Here is a 19038-nt window from a genome sequence, read left to right as displayed (position 1 = left end):
ATCTGCCCGCTACGGCGTGCCGGCTGTCGGAGCGACCGACGGCCAGCACGCCGTTTTTGTATCCGCAGAATTTGGCCCCACTCGAGTTGTGGTTGATTTTTGCAGGGTCCGTCGCCATTGAGCATTATCAGGGTTACCAGAACAACTCTTCCAGACAAGGATGCACCGCATGACCATTCGCGCTCAATCGCTGGACACGTTGACCTCCCACGCCTCGCGGGATTTCGATCCGCAGGCGCTCGGGCTCGTGCCGATCGTCGTCGAGACGAGCGGCCGCGGCGAGCGCTCTTATGATATCTACTCGCGCCTGCTCAAGGAGCGTGTGGTGTTCCTGGTCGGCGAAGTGAACGACCAGACCGCGAATCTCGTTGTCGCGCAGTTGCTGTTTCTCGAAAGCGAAAACCCTGACAAGGACATCAGCCTGTACATCAACAGTCCGGGTGGCTCGGTTTCTGCTGGCATGGCGATCTACGACACGATGCAGTTCATCAAGCCTGATGTTTCGACCCTTTGCATGGGCCTCGCGGCCAGCATGGGTGCGTTCCTGCTTGCGTCGGGCGCGAAGGGCAAGCGCTTTGCGCTGCCGAACTCGCGCGTGATGATTCACCAGCCGCTCGGCGGCGCACGCGGCCAGGCGTCGGACATCGAAATCCAGGCGCGCGAAATCCTGTACCTGAAGGAGCGCCTGAACCAGCTGCTTGCCACGCACACGGGGCAGCCGGTCGAGCGCATCGCGCGCGACACCGACCGCGATAACTTCATGTCGGGCGACGACGCGCAGGCGTACGGCCTCGTCGACCAGGTGCTGCACAAGCGTCCCTGATCCGGTGCGCGTTTTTGCTGGCATTTTTGGTGCCAGTTAATGGTGCCAACTGAGGGTGCCAACTGAGGATGCCAACCGAGGGCCCGCTCGCTTCGTGCGCGATCCCCGTGAAAAACGGGATAGCCACGGGCGCGCGGACCATGTGAAATAATCGGCAAACGCGCTTCGCGGCCTGCGGCCCAACGCCGTCACAGCAAGCGGTTCACGCGCCCCCCGGCGGCGTCCGGGGGAAACGGCGTATCATGTAACAGAGTGTCCGGAGGCTCATTTATTCATGGCGGACAAGAAAGGTTCTAACAGCGAAAAGCTGTTGTATTGCTCGTTTTGCGGCAAAAGCCAGCATGAAGTAAAGAAACTGATTGCTGGTCCGTCGGTATTCATCTGCGATGAATGCATCGACTTGTGCAACGAGATCATTCGCGACGAGGCTGCCGGTGCCGGCATCGACGCTGCGCTGTCGCGCTCGGACCTGCCGAGCCCGCAAGAGATCCGCGACATTCTCGACCAGTACGTGATTGGTCAGGAGCGCGCGAAGAAGATCCTCGCGGTGGCGGTGTACAACCACTACAAGCGTCTGAAGCATCTCGACAAGAAGGACGACGTCGAGCTCTCCAAGAGCAATATCCTGCTGATCGGGCCCACGGGCTCGGGCAAGACGCTGCTCGCGCAGACGCTCGCGCGCCTTCTGAACGTGCCGTTCGTGATTGCGGACGCCACCACGCTGACCGAAGCCGGCTACGTGGGCGAAGACGTCGAGAACATCATTCAGAAGCTGCTGCAGAACTGCAATTACGAGGTCGACAAGGCCCAGCGCGGCATCGTCTATATCGACGAAATCGACAAGATCAGCCGCAAGTCTGACAACCCGTCGATCACGCGCGACGTGTCGGGCGAAGGCGTGCAGCAGGCGCTGCTCAAGCTCGTTGAGGGCACGATGGCGTCAGTGCCGCCGCAGGGCGGTCGCAAGCATCCGAACCAGGATTTCATCCAGGTCGACACGACCAATATTCTGTTCATTTGTGGCGGCGCGTTTGATGGTCTGGAAAAAGTCATCACGGATCGTACCGAGAAGACCGGCATCGGTTTCGGCGCGAGCGTGAAGAGCAAGCAGGAACGCGACACGGGCGAAGTGTTGCGCGAAACGGAACCGGAAGACCTGATCAAGTTCGGCCTGATTCCGGAGCTGATCGGCCGTCTGCCGGTGGTCGCGACGCTTGGCAAGCTCGACGAAGCCGCGCTCATGAAGATTCTGGTCGAGCCGAAGAATGCGCTCGTCAAGCAGTATCACAAGCTCTTCAACATGGAGCGCGTGGAACTCGAGATTCGCCCGGCTGCCTTGCAGGCCGTCGCCCGCAAGGCGATCCGCCGCAAGACGGGCGCCCGGGGGCTGCGCTCGATCCTGGAGCAGGCATTGCTCGATGTGATGTACGAGCTGCCGGCCATGAAGGGTGTGAGCAAGGTCATCATCGACGACAACGTGATCGACGGCGACGGTAAACCGCTGCTGATATACGAAGACGCGCCAAAGGTTGCTGGCTCGAACTGATGGTGATGATCGGCTAAAGAGTTCCGGGAAAAAGCCGTTCATGCAATGGGATGAACGGCTTTTTCGTTTATCTTGTGGTCGATGGCGCACTTTTTTGGAGTCACTGAACTTTTCCCACTTGCGCGAGGCTTGCAATCGACTCTTGTGGCCTCACTTACCGAACAATTGATTCCACTCATGGGGAAATGAAATGTCAGGAACCCAACTCCTCCCGCCGGAACGCACCACGCTCCCGCTGCTGCCGCTGCGAGACGTCGTAGTTTTCCCGCATATGGTGATTCCCCTTTTCGTGGGCCGGCCCAAATCGATCAAGGCCCTCGAAGCGGCAATGGAAGGCGGCAAGCACATCATGCTCGTCGCGCAAAAGACTGCCGCCAAGGATGAACCCACCGAAAAAGACATGTACGAAGTGGGGTGTATCGCCAACATCCTGCAAATGCTCAAGCTGCCCGACGGCACCGTGAAGGTGCTCGTGGAAGGCTTGCAGCGCGCGAAAACGCTTTCCATCGAAGAGCAGGAAACGCAGTTCTCGTGCGAGGTCATGCCGCTCGAACCCGATCACGCCGATAGCGCCGAAACCGAAGCGCTGCGCCGTGCGATCGTTTCGCAGTTCGACCAGTACGTGAAGTTGAACAAGAAGATCCCGCCGGAGATCCTGACCTCGCTGTCGGGTATCGATGAGGCTGGTCGTCTTGCCGACACCATCGCCGCGCATCTGCCGCTCAAGCTCGACCAGAAGCAGCACATTCTCGAGATGTTCCCGGTGGTGGAGCGTCTGGAGCATCTGCTCGCCCAACTCGAAGCCGAGATCGACATTCTCCAGGTGGAGAAGCGCATTCGCGGCCGCGTGAAGCGCCAGATGGAAAAGAGCCAGCGCGAGTACTACCTGAACGAGCAGGTCAAGGCCATCCAGAAGGAACTGGGCGAGGGCGAAGAGGGTGCCGATCTCGAAGAGCTCGAGAAGCGCATCACGGCTGCGCGCATGCCCAAGGAAGCCAAGAAGAAGGCCGACGCCGAACTCAAGAAGCTCAAGCTGATGTCGCCGATGTCGGCCGAAGCCACCGTCGTGCGCAACTACATCGACACGCTGATCGGCCTGCCGTGGCGCAAGAAGAGCAAGGTCAACAACGACCTCTCGAACGCCGAAGCCGTGCTCGACGAAGACCACTTCGGTCTCGAGAAGGTGAAGGAGCGCATTCTCGAGTATCTCGCGGTGCAACAGCGCGTGGACAAGGTCAAGGCGCCTATCCTCTGCCTCGTCGGGCCTCCGGGCGTGGGCAAGACCTCGCTTGGCCAGTCGATTGCGCGCGCAACGAACCGCAAGTTCGTGCGCATGGCGTTGGGCGGCGTGCGTGACGAAGCCGAGATTCGCGGCCACCGTCGTACGTACATTGGTTCGATGCCGGGCAAGATCCTGCAGAGCCTGGCCAAGGTCGGCGTGCGCAATCCGCTCTTCCTGCTCGACGAAGTCGACAAGATGGGCATGGATTTCCGTGGCGACCCGTCGTCGGCGCTGCTCGAAGTGCTCGATCCGGAGCAGAACCACACGTTCGCCGATCACTACATCGAAGTCGATTTCGATCTCTCCGATGTGATGTTCGTCGCCACGTCGAACTCGCTGAACATTCCGCCGCCGCTGCTCGACCGGATGGAAGTTATCCGCCTCTCGGGCTACACGGAAGACGAGAAGGTCAGCATTGCGCAGCGCTATCTCCTGCCCAAGCAGAAGAAGAATAACGGCCTGAAGCAAGGCGAGATCGAGGTGACCGAAGGCGCGATCCGCGACATCATTCGCTATTACACGCGTGAAGCCGGCGTGCGTTCGCTCGAGCGTGAAATCTCGAAGATCTGCCGCAAGGTCGTGAAGATGCTGCTGCTGAAGAAGGCCGATAAGGCCGTCACGGTGGACAGCGCCAACCTCGATACCTTCCTTGGCGTGCGCAAGTACGACTTCGGTCTGGCTGCGAAGGAAAACCAGATCGGCCAGGTCACGGGCCTCGCGTGGACGGAAGTGGGCGGCGATCTGCTCACGATCGAAGCCGCGGTCATGCCCGGCAAGGGCAATGTGATCCGCACGGGTTCGCTCGGCGACGTCATGAAGGAATCGGTCGAAGCAGCACGCTCGGTGGTGCGTTCGCGTTCGCGTCGTCTCGGTATCAAGGACGAGGCGTTCGAGAAGCAGGACATCCACATCCACGTGCCGGAAGGCGCGACGCCGAAGGACGGCCCGTCCGCGGGCGGTGCGATGACCACGGCGCTCGTGTCCGTGCTCACGGGGATTCCGGTGCGTGCCGATGTCGCGATGACGGGTGAAATCACGTTGCGCGGCGAAGTGCTGCCGATCGGTGGCTTGAAGGAAAAGCTGCTCGCGGCGCATCGCGGCGGTATCAAGCTCGTCCTGATTCCAGAAGAGAACGTCAAGGACCTCACCGAGATTCCGGACAACGTGAAGAACTCGATCGAGATCGTGCCGGTCCGCTGGATCGACAAGGTGCTCGAACTCGCGCTCGAACGTGTGCCGCAGCCCCTGCCGGAAGAAGAGGTGAAGGCCGACGACGCCAAGGCGCCCGTTGCTGCCGAAACGAAGGAAGCCGGCGCGACCGAAGTGGTCAAGCATTGAGCTTCATGTGAGCCGCGCTGATGGTGCGGCTCGCAGGAACGCTCGATACCCCCAAAAAACCCGCGGCGGCGTCCGCGGGTTTTTGTTTGATGCGCCCCGGCCTCCGTTAGATTCGTTGACGTTGGGAGATCAAGATCAAAACCGCACCAGTTCCTGAATTGGGGCTTGGTAAAATGGGTGGAGATGCGTTAAACTTATGGGCTCGCTGCTTGATGGGCGGCGCAGTAAAAAGCGCAGCAAAAATATGCGATGCGCGAGGGTCATGAAGCTGGGTGCTTAGCTCAGTTGGTAGAGCGGCGCCCTTACAAGGCGTAGGTCGGGAGTTCGAGCCTCTCAGCACCCACCACAGCTTCAGATTCGCATGACGCATCTTGCGGCACGCGAGATGCAGTGCAGCGGCAGCGCAGTAAAAGTGCAGCGCGGCAGTACACCAGCACGGAGCGGTAGTTCAGTCGGTTAGAATACCGGCCTGTCACGCCGGGGGTCGCGGGTTCGAGTCCCGTCCGCTCCGCCAGATCTATCAGCAAGAAGGCGAACTCCGGTTCGCCTTTTTTGTTGGCCGCTGTTGTAATATCGGGCGTTCCGTTTTTAGGCGCCCTCCAACGCTTGGTCACGCATGCTCGACTTTTTCCGCAATCACAAACGACTGATGATGCTGATGCTGATGCTGGTGATTCTGCCAGGTCTCGGCTTCGTCGGCATTCAAGGCTTCCGCGGCTTTTTTGACGAAAGCGCGAACGTTGCGAGCGTCAACGGTCACAAGATCACTCGCGCCGAATTCGACGGCGCCGCGCGTCAGCAGATGGACCAGGCGCGGCAGATCATGGGCGCACGGTTCGACGCGAGCACGTTCGATACGCCGCAGCGCCGCAAGGACATCCTCGACGGCCTCATTCAGCAGCGCGTGCTCGTGGACGAGGTCCAGCGCCTGCATCTGACGGCCTCGGATAACGCAGTGCGCCGCACCTTGCTGTCGGATCCCGTGATCTCGTCGTTGAAGAACCCCGATGGTTCGATCGACCTCGACAAGTACAAGCAGTTGCTCGCGATGCAGGGCATGACGCCGGAGCAGTACGACGAGCGCGTGCGCTATAGCCTCGCCATGCAGCAGTTGCCTGCGGCGCTCGTGAACAGCGCGTTCACGCCGAAGGCGCTGGCGCAGCAGCTCACCGAACTCTCCGAGCAGCAGCGCGAAGTGCAGGGCCTCGCATTCCGGGCGAGCGACTTCGCGCCGAAGATCAATCCGACCGACGCACAGCTGCAGGCGTACTACGACGCGCACAAGAACGATTTCGCCACGCCGGCCACGGCGCAGATCCAGTATCTGGTGCTGTCGGCCGCAACCGTTGCGGCTTCGGTCAATCCCAGCGACGCCGATCTCAAGAAGTACTACGACGAAAACATCGCGCACTTCAAGACGCAGGAAGAAGTGCGGGCGAGCCATATTCTGATCACGGTTGCGAAGGACGCGAGCGCCGCCGATCGCACGGCCGCCAAGCAGAAGGCCGAGCAGATTCTGGCTGAAATCAAGGCGCATCCCGACCAGTTCGCACAGATCGCCCAGAAAGATTCGCAGGACCCGGGTTCGGCCTCGAAGGGCGGCGATCTCGGCTACTTCGGTCCGGGCATGATCGCGGGCGGCCAGGCGTTCGACGACGCGGTCTTCAAGCTCAAGAAGGACGAAATCAGTGGTGTGATTCAGTCGGATTTCGGCTATCACATCGTCAAGGTGACTGATATCAAGCCGTCGGTGACGAGGTCGTTCGACGAAGTGAAAGGCCAGATCACCAACGACGTGAAGGCGCAGCAGGCCGCAAAGCTGCTTGCCGACGCGACCGAGGGTTTCACGTCGACCGTCTACGAGCAGTCGAAGAGCCTTCAGCCGGCCGCCGACAAGTACAAGCTCACGCTTCAGACGGCCACGGTCACGCCGAAGCCGAACCCCGCACTGCCGCAGGACAACCCGCTGAACAACCCGAAGTTCCTCGACGCGGTGTTCGCGACCGATTCGGTGAGCCAGCACAACAACACGCAAGCGATCGATGTCGGCAGCAACACGCTGATCTCCGCGCGCGTGACGAACTACCAGCCGGCCGCCGTGCCCGCGTTCGCAGCGGTCAAGGACGCCGTGCGCGGGAAGGTGGTCGCGCAGCAGGCGGGCGAGCAGGCGCGCAAGGATGGCGAGGCGAAGCTTGCGGATCTGCAGAAGTCGAAGGCGACCGATGGCTTCTCGTCGGCGCTCAAGGTTACGCGCAACGATGCGCAGGGCCTGCCGCCTAACGCGCTTTCGGCCGTGTTCAAGGCCGACCCGAAGAAACTGCCCGCTTATGTGGGCGTCGATCTGGGCGACAATGGCTACGCGATTTATCGCGTGAACAGCGTGACCAATGGCCCGGCCGCCGACGGCCCGCGTCTCGCAGCCGCGCAGCAGCAACTCGCGGGCGTGAGCGGCCAGTCGCAGACGCAGGCTTATCTCGATGCGCTGCGCGATCGCTCCAAGGTCAAGCTGTACGGCTCCCTGAACGCAGCCAGCCAGTCTGGCGAGGGCGACGGGCAGTAAGTCCTGCGGCCGGCTTCAAGCCAGGACGCGCAAATGCAAAAAAAGCCCCGCGAATGCGGGGCTTTTGCTTTGGGCGCTCGCAACGCGACTGATGCGTTGCGCGTGCATGCACCGGCATTTAGAGGCAGCCGCTGATATCGCTCGACGCATCGCCTCCGGCGCCACGCATTCCCACCCAGGTTTTCGCGTTGGCGTTCCATGCCGGGCGCACCGTTGCGGCCGCACCATTGGGCGGTTGCTGGCCGGGCACGTACACGTCGACAGCCTGGCCGTTCGCGAGGACGCTCTGCTGGACGACCTGCTGCTGCGATTTGTCGGCCCACTTCTTGGCGATGCATTGCGCAACGGCGGCGGGCGGTTGCTGGCTGGTGCCCACCGATTGCGTGCCGCTCGGTATCGGCTGATTGGCGCAGGCTGCAAGGGTGGCCGTAATGGCAATCAAAGGTAAAAATTTCACGTTTTCTCCCTTCAGTCGGAGTCAGTCGAGAAACAGACGAAAGCCGCTCGTCCGTTGCAAAGTCGTGGCCCGGCACGCGGCGAGGGTAACGGCAACACGCACACTACACGACAAGGCCTTTGTGTGCCCTACAGATGTGTTAGGTGCTGTCAGCGCTTCGCGCCGCCGCCGAGTAGCGGCTTGAGCGTCGGCCACACGTTTTCGAGCAGCAAGGGCTGTGCCTGCTCGTTCGGGTGCATCTGATCGGACTGAAAGAGATTGGGCTTGTCGGCGAGGCCGGCCAGCAGGAACGGCACCAGCGGCACGTGCAACTCGTTCGAAAGCTGAATATAGAGTCCGTGGAACGCGCGGGTATAGTCGGGGCCGTAATTGGGCGGCACGTACATGCCCACCAGCACGGGCTGCGCGTTGCCCTTGCGGATCTGCTCGATGATCGCGCGTAGATTGCCTTGTGTCGTCGCGAGCGGGACACCGCGCAGCGCGTCGTTCGCGCCAAGCTCGACAACCACGATCGAGGGTTTCATCCGCCGCATCACGAGCGGCAGGCGGGCGAGCCCGCCGCTCGTCGTGTCGCCGCTGATGCTCGCATTCGCGACGCTATAATCGATTCGCTCGCTGGCAAGCCGCTGGCGCAGCAGCGCGACCCAACCCGTGTCGCGCTGCAGGCCGTATTCAGCCGAGAGACTGTCGCCGAGCACGGCGATAACGGGTTTCGCGACGGCGGGCTGAGCCGCGGGCGTCGTGGCAGCGAGGGCCTCATGCGAGCCGCCGGGCAGTGTGGCGGCGGCGGCCAGGCCAAGCACAGCGGCAGCCGTGACAGCGCCGAGACGGGCGACAGTGGTGCCGAGGGTGGTACGGGCCGCAGCGGCCGCCGTGCCATGCCGCGCCCAGGCGGCAAAACTTTGCTTCATCATGTGCGAATGAATAGCGATCCAGTCATCGAAGTGCGGGGTCTGAGCAAGCGGGTCACCGATGCGACCGGCGAACTGACGATCCTCGACGGCATCGACCTGACCGTGCACGCGGGCAGCAGCGTGGCGATCGTGGGCGCGTCGGGTTCGGGCAAGTCGACGCTGCTCGGCCTTCTGGCCGGATTGGACAGCGCGAGCGCCGGCTCGGTTCGCCTGCTCGGCCATGAGCTTACCGGCATGGCCGAGGATCAGCGCGCCGCGCTGCGCAATGGTTCGGTGGGCTTCGTGTTTCAGTCGTTCCAGCTGATGCCGCATTTGAGCGCGCTGGAGAATGTTGCGCTACCGCTCGAACTGCAAGGCGGGATCACTACGCGCGAAGCTTTTGCGCGCGCCCGTGCGCTGCTGGAGCGCGTCGGGCTCGGGCAGCGCACCGACCACTATCCCAAGCTGCTGTCGGGCGGCGAGCAGCAGCGCGTGGCGCTGGCCCGGGCGTTCGTCACGCAGCCGGCCGTGCTGTTCGCCGATGAACCCACCGGCAGTCTCGATGCGGCGACGGGGCATGCCGTCATCGACCTGATGTTCGAGCTCAATCGTTCTGGCGGCGGCGCTGGCAGCAGTGCAAGCGGCGGCGCGACGCTCGTACTCGTCACGCACGACGTCGATCTTGCGCGCCGCTGCGATGCCGTGGTGACGATCGAAGCGGGCCGCCGCGTGCCGAATGCGCTGCATGTCGACAACCCGGAGGATGTGCACGAAGCGCCCGAGGCGGGCCGCGTCTAGACGCGTCGCCTAACGCTTGAGCGCGGCGCGCGCCCGCGCAATCAGCGCGGCCGTCGACGAATCGTGCGTCTTCACGTCGGCGCTCGCGGCCGTGAGGTCGGCCTCGACCACCTTGCCGAGAATCTTGCCGAGCTCGACGCCCCACTGATCAAACGGATTGATGTTCCAGACGGACGCCTGCACCAGCACCTTGTGCTCGTACAGCGCAATCAGCGCGCCGAGCGAGCGCGCCGTGAGCGCATCGACGAGCAGCGTCGTGGTCGGGCGGTTGCCGGGGAACATGATGTGCGGCACGAGTTCGGGCTTGTCCGGACCGGCGATCTTCTTCGCTTCTTCCTCGGTGCGTCCGAGCATCATCGCCTCGCTCTGCGCGAAGCAGTTGGCGAGCAGCTTCGGGTGATGATCGGCGAGCGGATGCTCGGGCGTGAGCACGGCGATGAAGTCGATCGGCACGATCGTCGTGCCCTGGTGCAGCATCTGGAAAAACGCATGCTGGCCGTTCGTGCCAGGCTCCCCCCACGTGATGGCTGAGGTGGCGTAATCGACGAACTTGCCGTCCAGGCGCGCCTGCTTGCCGTTACTCTCCATTTCAAGCTGTTGCAGGTACGAGGGCAAGTAGTGCAATGCTTCGGAGTACGGCGCGACCAGATAGCTCTGCGAGCCGAAGAAGTTGCGATACCAGATGCCGATCATGCCGAGCAGCACGGGAAGATTCTTTTCGAGCGGCGCGGTGCGGAAATGCTCGTCCATGTCATGGGCGCCCGCGAGCAGTTCGTCGAACTGCTGCGGCCCGATAGCGATCATGATCGAGAGGCCCACCGCCGACCACAGCGAGTAGCGGCCGCCCACCCAGTCCCACATCTCGAAGACGTTATCCTTGGCAATGCCGAACTTCACGACTTCGGCCGGGTTCGCGGAGACGCCCACGAAGTGCTTCGCCAGCGCGCTCTCCGGGCAGCCGTGCTGGATGAACCAGTCGCGCATCGAATGCGCATTCGTCATGGTTTCGAGCGTGGTGAAGGTCTTCGAGACGATGATCGCGAGCGTTTCCTCGGGATCGATGCCCTCGATCACGCGCCAGAGGTCGGCGCCATCGACGTTCGAGACGAAGTGCGAGCTGATCTCGGGCGTTTCGAGGTGCTTGAGCGCGTGCACGACCATCTTGGGCCCGAGGTCCGAGCCGCCGATGCCGATGTTGACCACGTGGCGGATGCGCTTGCCGGTGTAGCCGGTCCAGGCGCCGCTGCGCACGGCGTCGGCGAACTTCGCCATCTTTGCTTTTTCGGCGAGGATCTGCGCGTGGAACGGCGCGTTCGGCTCGGTGGCGCGCAGCGCCGTGTGCAGCGCGGCGCGGCCTTCGGTCGGATTGACGACTTCGCCCGCGAACATCGCATCGCGGCGCTTTTCGACGCCGGCCTCGCGCGCGAGTTGCACGAGCAGCTTCAGCGTGTCGTCGTTGATGCGGTTCTTCGAGAAGTCGGCTGCGAGGCCGCCGCCCGCGTAGGTGTAGCGTTCGGCGCGGGTCGGCGCGGGGTCGTTGGCGGGTGCGAACCAGTCGCGCATCTGTTCGTTGCGGATCTGTTCGTAGTGCGTCTGTAGCGCGGACCAGGCAGGAAGCGGATTCGTCATGTTCGTCTAGCGAGGGAAAACGAATGGAGGGCGGCGGAGGGCGCTGCGCCGGTCGGGCGCGACGCGCGCATCGCGCGCTGCGGGGATGCGTGCTGCCGGTGAGCAGCGCGCGAGGGACCAGTATAGCGGGGCAGCACGTTGCTGAGCAGCAACGCGCGGATCGGCAGAAACAACAGCAAGCCGCGTGCCTCAAGCTTCCCGCGAAACCCCTTCATCAATCTTTTGCGGCGTAAAACAGGCGGTTCATCAGGCGCCGAATCACGGGAGCGAGCTCGCCCGCCGCGAGGCCCACGGGGCCTTCTCCCTCGGCAACGAGCGTATCGGCAGCGAGCCCGTGCAGGTAGACGCCCGCCAGCGCCGCTTCCCAGGGAGGCAGGCGCTGTGCAAGCAAGGCACCGATCAGGCCGCCGAGCACGTCGCCGGTGCCGCCGGTGGCAAGCGCCGCGTTGCCGGTGGGGTTCACGGCAAGGCGGCCATCGGGCGCGGCAATGACCGTGCCGCTGCCCTTGAGCACGACGACTGCCGCGTAGTGCGTTGCGAGTGCACGCGCGGCGGCCAGGCGATCGCGCTGCACTGCTGCCGTCTCCGTGCCCAGCAGGCGCGCGGCTTCGAGCGGGTGCGGGGTGAGCACGCATGGCGCGCCATGCGCGCGCAGGTGCTCGGCCACGCGTCCGGCCAGGACCGTGTCGCGGGCGACGAGATTAAGGGCGTCAGCGTCGAGCAGCACCGGGACGTCGAGTTGCAGGATCCGGTCGACGAGTTGCCGCGCCGAAGCGCTCCCGCCCATCCCGCAACCCGCCGCGACCGCGCTCATCGCCTCGAGCGCGAGCTTGCCCGCGGTGTGCAGCATCAACTCGGGATGCGGCGCGTCGTAGGGCGGCGCGTCGTGGCCGAGGAAGCCCACGTGGACCTTGCCCGCGCCCGCGAGCAGCGCGGCGCGCGCGGCGAGGATCGGCGCGCCGCACATGCCGGTATCGCCGCCCACGACGGCGAGCGTGCCGAAGCTGCCTTTGTGGGTAGCGAAGTCGCGTGCGGGCATGGCTGCGCCGAACAGCGCCGGTGCGTTGAGTCTCGCGGAGCGTGCTCCATTGGGCGTGTCGATGCCCGCATGCAGCCCCTCATTTAGCCCAATCGGCGCCACACTCACCGCGCCGGCGCAATCGCGTCCCGCGCCCGTATAAAGCCCGGGCTTCGCGGCAATGAAGGTGACGGTATGGGTTGCCCGCACGGCCGGGCCATTGCCGACCAGGTTGCCGGTGTCGCTGTCGAGGCCGCTTGGCACGTCGAGCGCGAGCACATGGCCGTGGCTGCGCGCTCGCGCAGCGAGCCGTTGAGCGAGCGCGCCGAACACGCCGTCCAGCGCGCGGGCAAGGCCGATGCCGAACAGACCGTCGACAAGCCAGCCGTACGTATCGAACGACTCGGGCGGCGTGGCCGTGATCGGCACGCCCGCCGCGCGCGCCTCGGCAAGCGCCCAGCGCGCGTCGGCGGGTTTCACTTCGAGCGGCATGCAGACTTCGACGGCAATTCCCGCGCGCTTGAGTTCGGCAGCGGTCACGAGCGCATCGCCGCCGTTGTTGCCGGGGCCGGCGGCGAACCAGACGGGCTTCACGCTGGCCGGCGACGGCGCATGCGCAATCTGCTCGCGCAGGAAATGCGCCGCGGCGGCGCCCGCGCGCGCCATCAGCGTGTGCGCGGGCAGGGCGCCCTGAGCGGCGGTTTCGGCTGCGCGCAACTGCGCGACCGTGAGCAGCGGCGCGGCCCGATCATGCGGATTGACGAGCGTGGGAGCCGGAATAGGAAGCAGCGAGCTATGCGTGGCGTCTGTCATGGTGGCGATGGCGGCCGCAAGGGACTGCGGCGCGTGCGGGAGTTCGACAGTGCAACGATACCCGAGCGGCGCGCGCCCGGCGCTGGCTCGTGCTTGAGTCGTGCTTTAGTCGCGTCCGGGCCAGAGCGCCTCGACGGTCTCGGCGGGCAGATCGGGCGCGGTGCCCGAAATCTGTGCGGCGATCAGGCGCGCGGAGCCCAGCGCGAGCGCCCAGCCGGCCGGACCATGGCCCGCGTTGACATAGAGGCGAGGATGCCCGGCGTTGCCCGCTGCCGGCATGCCGTCGGCGGAGAGCAATTTCATGCCTTCCCACGCGAGTGCTGCCGAAATGCGCGCGGCGCCCGGCGCCCAATCGCGCGAAGCCTCGCCTAGCAGGGCGAGGGCTTCTTCGGTGAGCGCTTCGGGCAGCGCCTCGTCGAGTTCCTTCACGCGCTGGAGCACCGCGCCGCCCGAAATGCGCAGCCGGTGGTTCGTGCGCGTGATCGCAATGCGCCGCGCCACATCGATCAGCGTCGAATGCGGCACGCATTCCTCGTGCGCGACCGGTGCGTTTAGTGTGTGCACCCGCACGGGATAGAACGGCAGCTTGATGCCGAGCGGCGCAAGCAGCTTCGGTGCTTGCGCGCCGGCCGCGACGACCACGGCATCGGCGGAAATGACTTCGACTTCGCGCTTGTGCGCCGTGTCGGCGGGGAGCGGAGCGAGTTCCACGGCTGCGCGCGTGCCTTCGAGGCGGATCGCGCTGACGGTGCGCCCGGTCTGGAATTGCACGCCGCCCATCGTATCGAGCACCTGCTTGAGCTGCTTGACGAACAGCGGGCAGTTGGCCACGCGCGCCTGGTCGAAACGGATGGCGCCCGCGAACGGCGGATCGGCGGGAATCGTATGTTCGGATGCCACGCACTCGTGCGGCGTGAGCACGTGATGCGGGGTCTCGAATTGGCGCAACAGTTCGAGCGCGGGCTGCGCAAGCGACCACTCGTCGCTGCCGCGCACGAGATAGAGCAGGCCTTCGCGCTGCTCGTATTCGAGCTCGAAGCGGCCTTCGGCCTCGTCCAGCGCGTTTTGCGCCGATTCGATCAGCGGACGCAGGAGCGAATAACGCGCGGCGAAAGCTTCGGAGCCGTGCAGAGACGCGAGACGCTTCACGAAGCTGCGTGCGTGTCCGGTGAAGCCGGTCTTGCAGATCACCCCGCCCGACGACTGCCGGCCGTTGCGCAGGAAGGTGGGCCCGAACCAGACGTCGAGCGGCGTAGGCAGCACCACGCCGCTATGGCCGTAGCTCGCGCCTTGCGCGACGGTGGCGTGGCGCTCGACCACGCAGACGCGATGGCCCGCCGCGCGCAACTGATAGGCGGTGGCGACGCCGGCGATTCCGCCGCCAATGACGATGACATCCATGACGATTTGATCTGCTGGCAGACGGCGCGCCGAGGGGCGAAGGCACCCTGCCGAAGGGGGTGAGGCATGCGGCGCGGGCTATTGCGCCGATCGGGTGAAACGCGCAATCATAGCAGCCAAACCGGCCCGCTTGCCATGCGCGTTGCCAGGGCGCCTTTGCGCGGGCGCCGCTGACATCGGCGCAGGCGCTTCGCGGCTGCCTCGCGGCTCGGCCAGGCGGGGTCTTCCGAGTTATAATCGCGGTCTCCTCATCGCCCGACGTCGGCACGACGTCATCGCCTGCATGCGACGCTTCGCCACTCCGCGAGACGCCCGTGAGGCGATGGCGCAACGCAACTCCGACGCAACCTCGACGCAACGCCCCAGTCCATGGCCCACTTCTCGTGTTTCCCCGGTGCTTCGGCCCTTTCCGACTTCCGCCAGACCCGCCTGCTCGAAACGCTCCAGCGTATCGACGCCAATATCGTCGGCGTGCACGGCCAGTATCTGCACTTCGTCAACTCGGCCACGCCGCTTTCCGCTGACGACAGCGCGAAGATCGAAGCGCTGATGCACTACGGCGCGCCGTTCGCGGCCCCGCAGGAGCGCGGCAGCGCGGTCACGTTCCTCGTCGTGCCGCGCTTCGGCACGGTGTCGCCGTGGGCGAGCAAGGCCACCGACATCGCGCGTCACTGCGGCCTTGAGCAGGTGCGCCGCATCGAGCGCGGCGTCGAGTACACGGTCATCCTCAAGAGCGGCCTGCTGGGCGCCAAGAAGACCTTGTCGGACGAAGCGCACGCCGCTGTCGCGGCTGCGCTGCACGACCGCATGACCGAGAGCGTGGCGGCTTCGCGCGATCACGCGCTGCATCTGTTCGACGAACTGCCGGCGCGCCCGATGCAGACCGTCGACGTGCTCGGCCACGGCCGCAAGGCGCTCGAGACGGCCAACGGCGAACTGGGCCTCGCGCTCGCCGACGACGAAATCGACTATCTCGTCGACAACTTCACGAAGCTCGGCCGCAACCCGACCGACGTGGAGCTGATGATGTTCGCCCAGGCCAACAGCGAGCACTGCCGTCACAAGATCTTCAACGCGAGCTGGACGATCGACGGCCAGGACCAGGACCTGTCGCTCTTCGCGATGATCCGCAACACCGAGAAGGTGAGCCCGCAAGGCACGATCGTCGCATACTCGGATAACTCGTCGATCATGGAAGGCGCGGTGGCGGAGCGCTGGTTCCCGCGCAAGAACGGCGCGGACGGTGCGCCTGGCGAACAGTACGGCCGCCACACCGAGCTCACGCACACGCTCATGAAGGTGGAGACGCACAACCACCCGACCGCGATCTCGCCGTTCGCGGGCGCGGCCACGGGCTCGGGCGGCGAAATCCGCGACGAAGGCGCAACGGGCCGCGGCGCGCGTCCGAAGGCCGGCCTCACGGGCTTCACGGTCTCGAACCTCGATTTGCCGGATGCGCGCGAAACGTGGGAAAACGCCCGCGACGCGGCCACCCCGCTCGCGCACCGCAATCCCGCCGATAAGGCGCAGACCTATGGCCGCCCGGACCGCATCGCCTCGCCGCTGCAGATCATGATCGATGGCCCGCTCGGCGGCGCGGCGTTCAACAACGAATTCGGCCGCCCGAACCTCGGCGGCTACTTCCGCACCTACGAGCAGAACGTCGCGGGCACCGTGCGCGGCTATCACAAGCCGATCATGATCGCGGGCGGCATCGGCAACATCAGCGCGAAGCTCACGCACAAGCAGGACCTGCCCGCGGGCACGCTGCTGATCCAGATCGGCGGTCCCGGCATGCGCATCGGCATGGGCGGCGGCGCGGCCAGCTCGATGGCCACGGGCACCAACACGGCCGAGCTCGACTTCGACTCGGTGCAGCGCGGCAACCCGGAAATCGAGCGCCGCGCGCAGGAAGTCATCAACGGATGCTGGCAGCTCGGAGAAGCCAACCCGATCCTCTCGATTCACGACGTGGGCGCGGGCGGACTCTCGAACGCGTTCCCCGAACTCGTCGACGGCGCCGACAAGGGTGCGCGCTTCGAGTTGCGCAAGGTCCAGCTCGAAGAATCGGGCCTCTCGCCGCGCGAGATCTGGTCTAACGAATCGCAGGAGCGTTACGTCCTCGCGATCCCGCCTGCCGATCTGCCGATGTTCGAGGCGATCTGCAAGCGCGAGCGCTGCCCGTTCGCCGTAGTGGGCGTGGCGACCGACGAACGCGAGCTGAAGCTGATCGACACCGACGAAGCCGCGCTGGCCGCGAACGGCGGCCACCAGCCCGTCGACATGCCGATGGACATCCTGCTCGGCAAGCCGCCGCGCATGCACCGCAACGTCGAGCACGCGAGCGTGCCGCTCACGCCGGTTGAAGTCACGGGCATCGCGCTCGACGAAGTCGCGAAGAGCGTGTTGCGCAATCCCACTGTGGGCAGCAAGTCGTTCCTCATCACCATCGGCGACCGTTCGGTGGGCGGCACGAGCGTGCGCGACCAGATGGTCGGCCCGTGGCAGGTGCCGGTGGCCGACTGCGCGATCACGGCGCTCGACTACGCCGGCTACAAGGGCGAAGCGATGACGATGGCCGAGCGCACGCCGCTCGCCGTGATCGATGCGCCCGCGTCGGGCCGCATGGCCGTGGGCGAGGCGATCACCAATATCTCCAGCGCGCCGATTCTGTCGCTCGACAAGCTCAAGCTCTCGGCGAACTGGATGGCCGCATGCGGCGCGCCCGGCGAAGACGCCGCGCTCTACGACACGGTGAAGGCGATCGGCATGGAACTGTGCCCGGCGCTCGGCATCGGCATTCCGGTGGGCAAAGATTCGCTCTCGATGCGCACGAAGTGGAACGAAGAAGGCGTGGCGAAGGAAGTCGTGGCGCCGGTTTCCCTGATCATTTCGGCGTTCGCGCCGGTCGAGGACGTGCGCCGCCACCTCACGCCGCAACTGCGCCGCGCCGACGAAGTGGGCGAATCGGTGCTGATCGCGATCGATCTGGGCCGAGGCAAGAACCGCCTCGGCGGCAGCATCTTCGCGCAAGTCACGCAGCAGGTCGGCGACGCCGTGCCGGATGTCGACAGCGCCGAAGACCTCAAGCAGTTCTTCACGGCGATCCAGCAACTGAACGCGAACGAGCAACTGCTCGCGTACCACGACCGCTCGGACGGCGGCCTGTGGGCGACGGTCTGCGAAATGGCGTTTGCGGGCCATACCGGCGTCACGCTCAACATCGACATGCTCACGCTCGACGGCGAGCACGAGTCCGACTATGGCGACGCGAAGGACTGGGCGAAGCAGACCAGCGGCCGCCGCGAAGACCGCACGCTGCGCGCCCTGTTCTCCGAAGAGCTGGGCGCCGTGATCCAGGTGCCGGCGCAGCAGCGCGACGCCGTGTTCGCGGTGCTGCGTCAGCATGGTCTCTCGGCGTGCTCGCATGTGATCGGCTCGCTGAACAACCGCGATTCGATTGAAATCTATCGCGACGCCAAGCGCATCTACGAAGCGCCGCGCGCTGAGCTGCATCGCGTGTGGAGCGAAGTGAGCTGGCGCATCGCGCGTCTGCGCGATAACCCCGCTTGCGCCGACGCCGAATACGATGCGCTGCTCGACGCCGCCGATCCTGGCATGCAGCCGCATCTCACGTTCGATCCGGCCGAAGACGTGGCCGCGCCGTTCGTCGCGAAGGGCGCGCGTCCGCGCGTGGCGATCCTGCGCGAGCAGGGCGTGAACTCGCACCTCGAAACGGCCTATGCATTTGACCGTGCAGGCTTCGATGCGCACGACGTGCATATGAGCGACCTGCTCGAAGGCCGCGCCACGCTCGCCGACTTCGCGGGCGCAGTGGCCTGCGGCGGCTTCTCGTATGGCGACGTGCTGGGCGCGGGCGAGGGCTGGGCCAAGACGATCCGCTTCAATGCGCAGCTCGCGGACATGTTCGCGGCGTTCTTCGCGCGCGAGGACACCTTCGCCCTCGGCATCTGCAACGGCTGCCAGATGCTCTCGAGCCTCGCTTCGATGATCCCGGGCGCCGAAGCCTGGCCGAAGTTCACGCGCAACAAGTCGGAGCAGTTCGAAGCGCGCTTCTCGCTGGTGGAAGTGCAGAGTTCGCCGTCGATCTTCTTCAACGGCATGGAAGGATCGCGCATTCCGGTCGCGGTCGCGCACGGCGAAGGCTTCGCCGACTTCTCGCAGCAGGGCGACCTCTCGAAGGTGGCCGTGGCGATGCGCTACGTCGACCACCGTGGCCAGGCGACCGAAGGCTATCCGTTCAACCCGAACGGCTCGCCGCAGGGCATCACCTCGGTCACGACGCCCGATGGCCGCTTCACCGTGTTGATGCCGCACACCGAGCGCGTGCAGCGCACTGTGACGATGAGCTGGCACCCCGAAGGCTGGGGCGAGGCGAGCCCGTGGCTGCGTGCGTTCCAGAACGCACGCAAGTGGCTCGGTTAAGCCGAAACCGCGCTGCCGTTCGGCCGAAACGCTG

At 65.1% G+C, this 19038-nt stretch carries 11 protein-coding genes and 2 tRNA genes; 8 read left to right on the top strand and 5 right to left on the bottom strand.

Annotation, left to right across the window (positions count from 1 at the left end; translation table 11 throughout):
- Nucleotides 1–169: 169 nt before the first annotated feature.
- The 6 genes from clpP (at nucleotide 170) to P5W99_RS07900 (ending at nucleotide 7549) form a co-directional block, all read left to right on the top strand.
- Nucleotides 170–823 carry an ATP-dependent Clp endopeptidase proteolytic subunit ClpP gene (gene clpP, locus P5W99_RS07925; RefSeq protein WP_035533252.1) on the top strand — a complete coding sequence of 218 codons (654 nt, stop codon included), beginning with the start codon at nucleotides 170–172 and terminating at the stop codon, nucleotides 821–823.
- A gap of 274 nt (nucleotides 824–1097) precedes the next feature.
- Nucleotides 1098–2369: an ATP-dependent Clp protease ATP-binding subunit ClpX gene (gene clpX / locus P5W99_RS07920; protein WP_421024019.1), complete on the top strand. Its 1272-nt coding sequence runs from the start codon at nucleotides 1098–1100 to the stop codon at nucleotides 2367–2369.
- A 190-nt stretch (nucleotides 2370–2559) separates the two neighbouring features.
- Entirely contained in the window at nucleotides 2560–4989 is a 2430-nt protein-coding gene (lon, locus tag P5W99_RS07915; RefSeq protein ID WP_213295434.1) for an endopeptidase La, read from the top strand.
- A 270-nt stretch (nucleotides 4990–5259) separates the two neighbouring features.
- Nucleotides 5260–5335: transfer RNA gene (locus P5W99_RS07910), tRNA-Val, on the top strand.
- A gap of 91 nt (nucleotides 5336–5426) precedes the next feature.
- Nucleotides 5427–5503 (top strand) — tRNA-Asp (locus tag P5W99_RS07905).
- A 102-nt stretch (nucleotides 5504–5605) separates the two neighbouring features.
- Nucleotides 5606–7549: a SurA N-terminal domain-containing protein gene (locus P5W99_RS07900; RefSeq protein ID WP_421024018.1), complete on the top strand. Its 1944-nt coding sequence runs from the start codon at nucleotides 5606–5608 to the stop codon at nucleotides 7547–7549.
- 118 nt (nucleotides 7550–7667) lie between these two features.
- Here P5W99_RS07900 and P5W99_RS07895 read toward each other — a convergent pair whose 3' ends face one another.
- Entirely contained in the window at nucleotides 7668–8006 is a 339-nt protein-coding gene (locus P5W99_RS07895; protein ID WP_421024017.1) for a hypothetical protein, read from the bottom strand.
- Nucleotides 8007–8155: 149 nt separating this feature from the next.
- On the bottom strand, nucleotides 8156–8920 hold the full coding sequence (locus P5W99_RS07890) for an arylesterase (protein ID WP_434660180.1): 765 nt from the start codon (nucleotides 8918–8920) through the stop codon (nucleotides 8156–8158).
- A 6-nt stretch (nucleotides 8921–8926) separates the two neighbouring features.
- Between P5W99_RS07890 and P5W99_RS07885 the strand changes: the two genes are divergently transcribed.
- Nucleotides 8927–9697, top strand: coding sequence for an ABC transporter ATP-binding protein (locus P5W99_RS07885; protein WP_434660178.1), 771 nt, complete (start codon nucleotides 8927–8929; stop codon nucleotides 9695–9697).
- Between the two features lie 9 nt (nucleotides 9698–9706).
- On the opposite strand, the gene pgi is transcribed toward P5W99_RS07885, so the two are convergent.
- The 3 genes from pgi to P5W99_RS07870 all read right to left on the bottom strand — a co-directional run bounded on the left by pgi (nucleotide 9707) and on the right by P5W99_RS07870 (nucleotide 14558).
- Nucleotides 9707–11326, bottom strand: coding sequence for a glucose-6-phosphate isomerase (gene pgi / locus P5W99_RS07880; RefSeq protein ID WP_434660177.1), 1620 nt, complete (start codon nucleotides 11324–11326; stop codon nucleotides 9707–9709).
- A 214-nt stretch (nucleotides 11327–11540) separates the two neighbouring features.
- Nucleotides 11541–13157, bottom strand: coding sequence for an NAD(P)H-hydrate dehydratase (locus tag P5W99_RS07875; RefSeq protein ID WP_434660175.1), 1617 nt, complete (start codon nucleotides 13155–13157; stop codon nucleotides 11541–11543).
- Between the two features lie 105 nt (nucleotides 13158–13262).
- The gene (locus P5W99_RS07870) at nucleotides 13263–14558 is read right to left on the bottom strand and encodes an FAD-dependent oxidoreductase (protein WP_434660174.1); all 1296 of its coding nucleotides are present in this window, start codon (nucleotides 14556–14558) and stop codon (nucleotides 13263–13265) included.
- A gap of 369 nt (nucleotides 14559–14927) precedes the next feature.
- On the opposite strand from P5W99_RS07870, the gene purL reads away from it, so the two are divergent.
- Entirely contained in the window at nucleotides 14928–19004 is a 4077-nt protein-coding gene (gene purL / locus P5W99_RS07865) for a phosphoribosylformylglycinamidine synthase (protein WP_434660172.1), read from the top strand.
- Nucleotides 19005–19038: the final 34 nt, after the last annotated feature.

The sequence above is a fragment of the Paraburkholderia sp. A3BS-1L genome (genome assembly GCF_051125215.1).
Taxonomy (GTDB): domain Bacteria; phylum Pseudomonadota; class Gammaproteobacteria; order Burkholderiales; family Burkholderiaceae; genus Paraburkholderia.
This window is presented reverse-complemented; position numbering and strand designations above follow the sequence as displayed.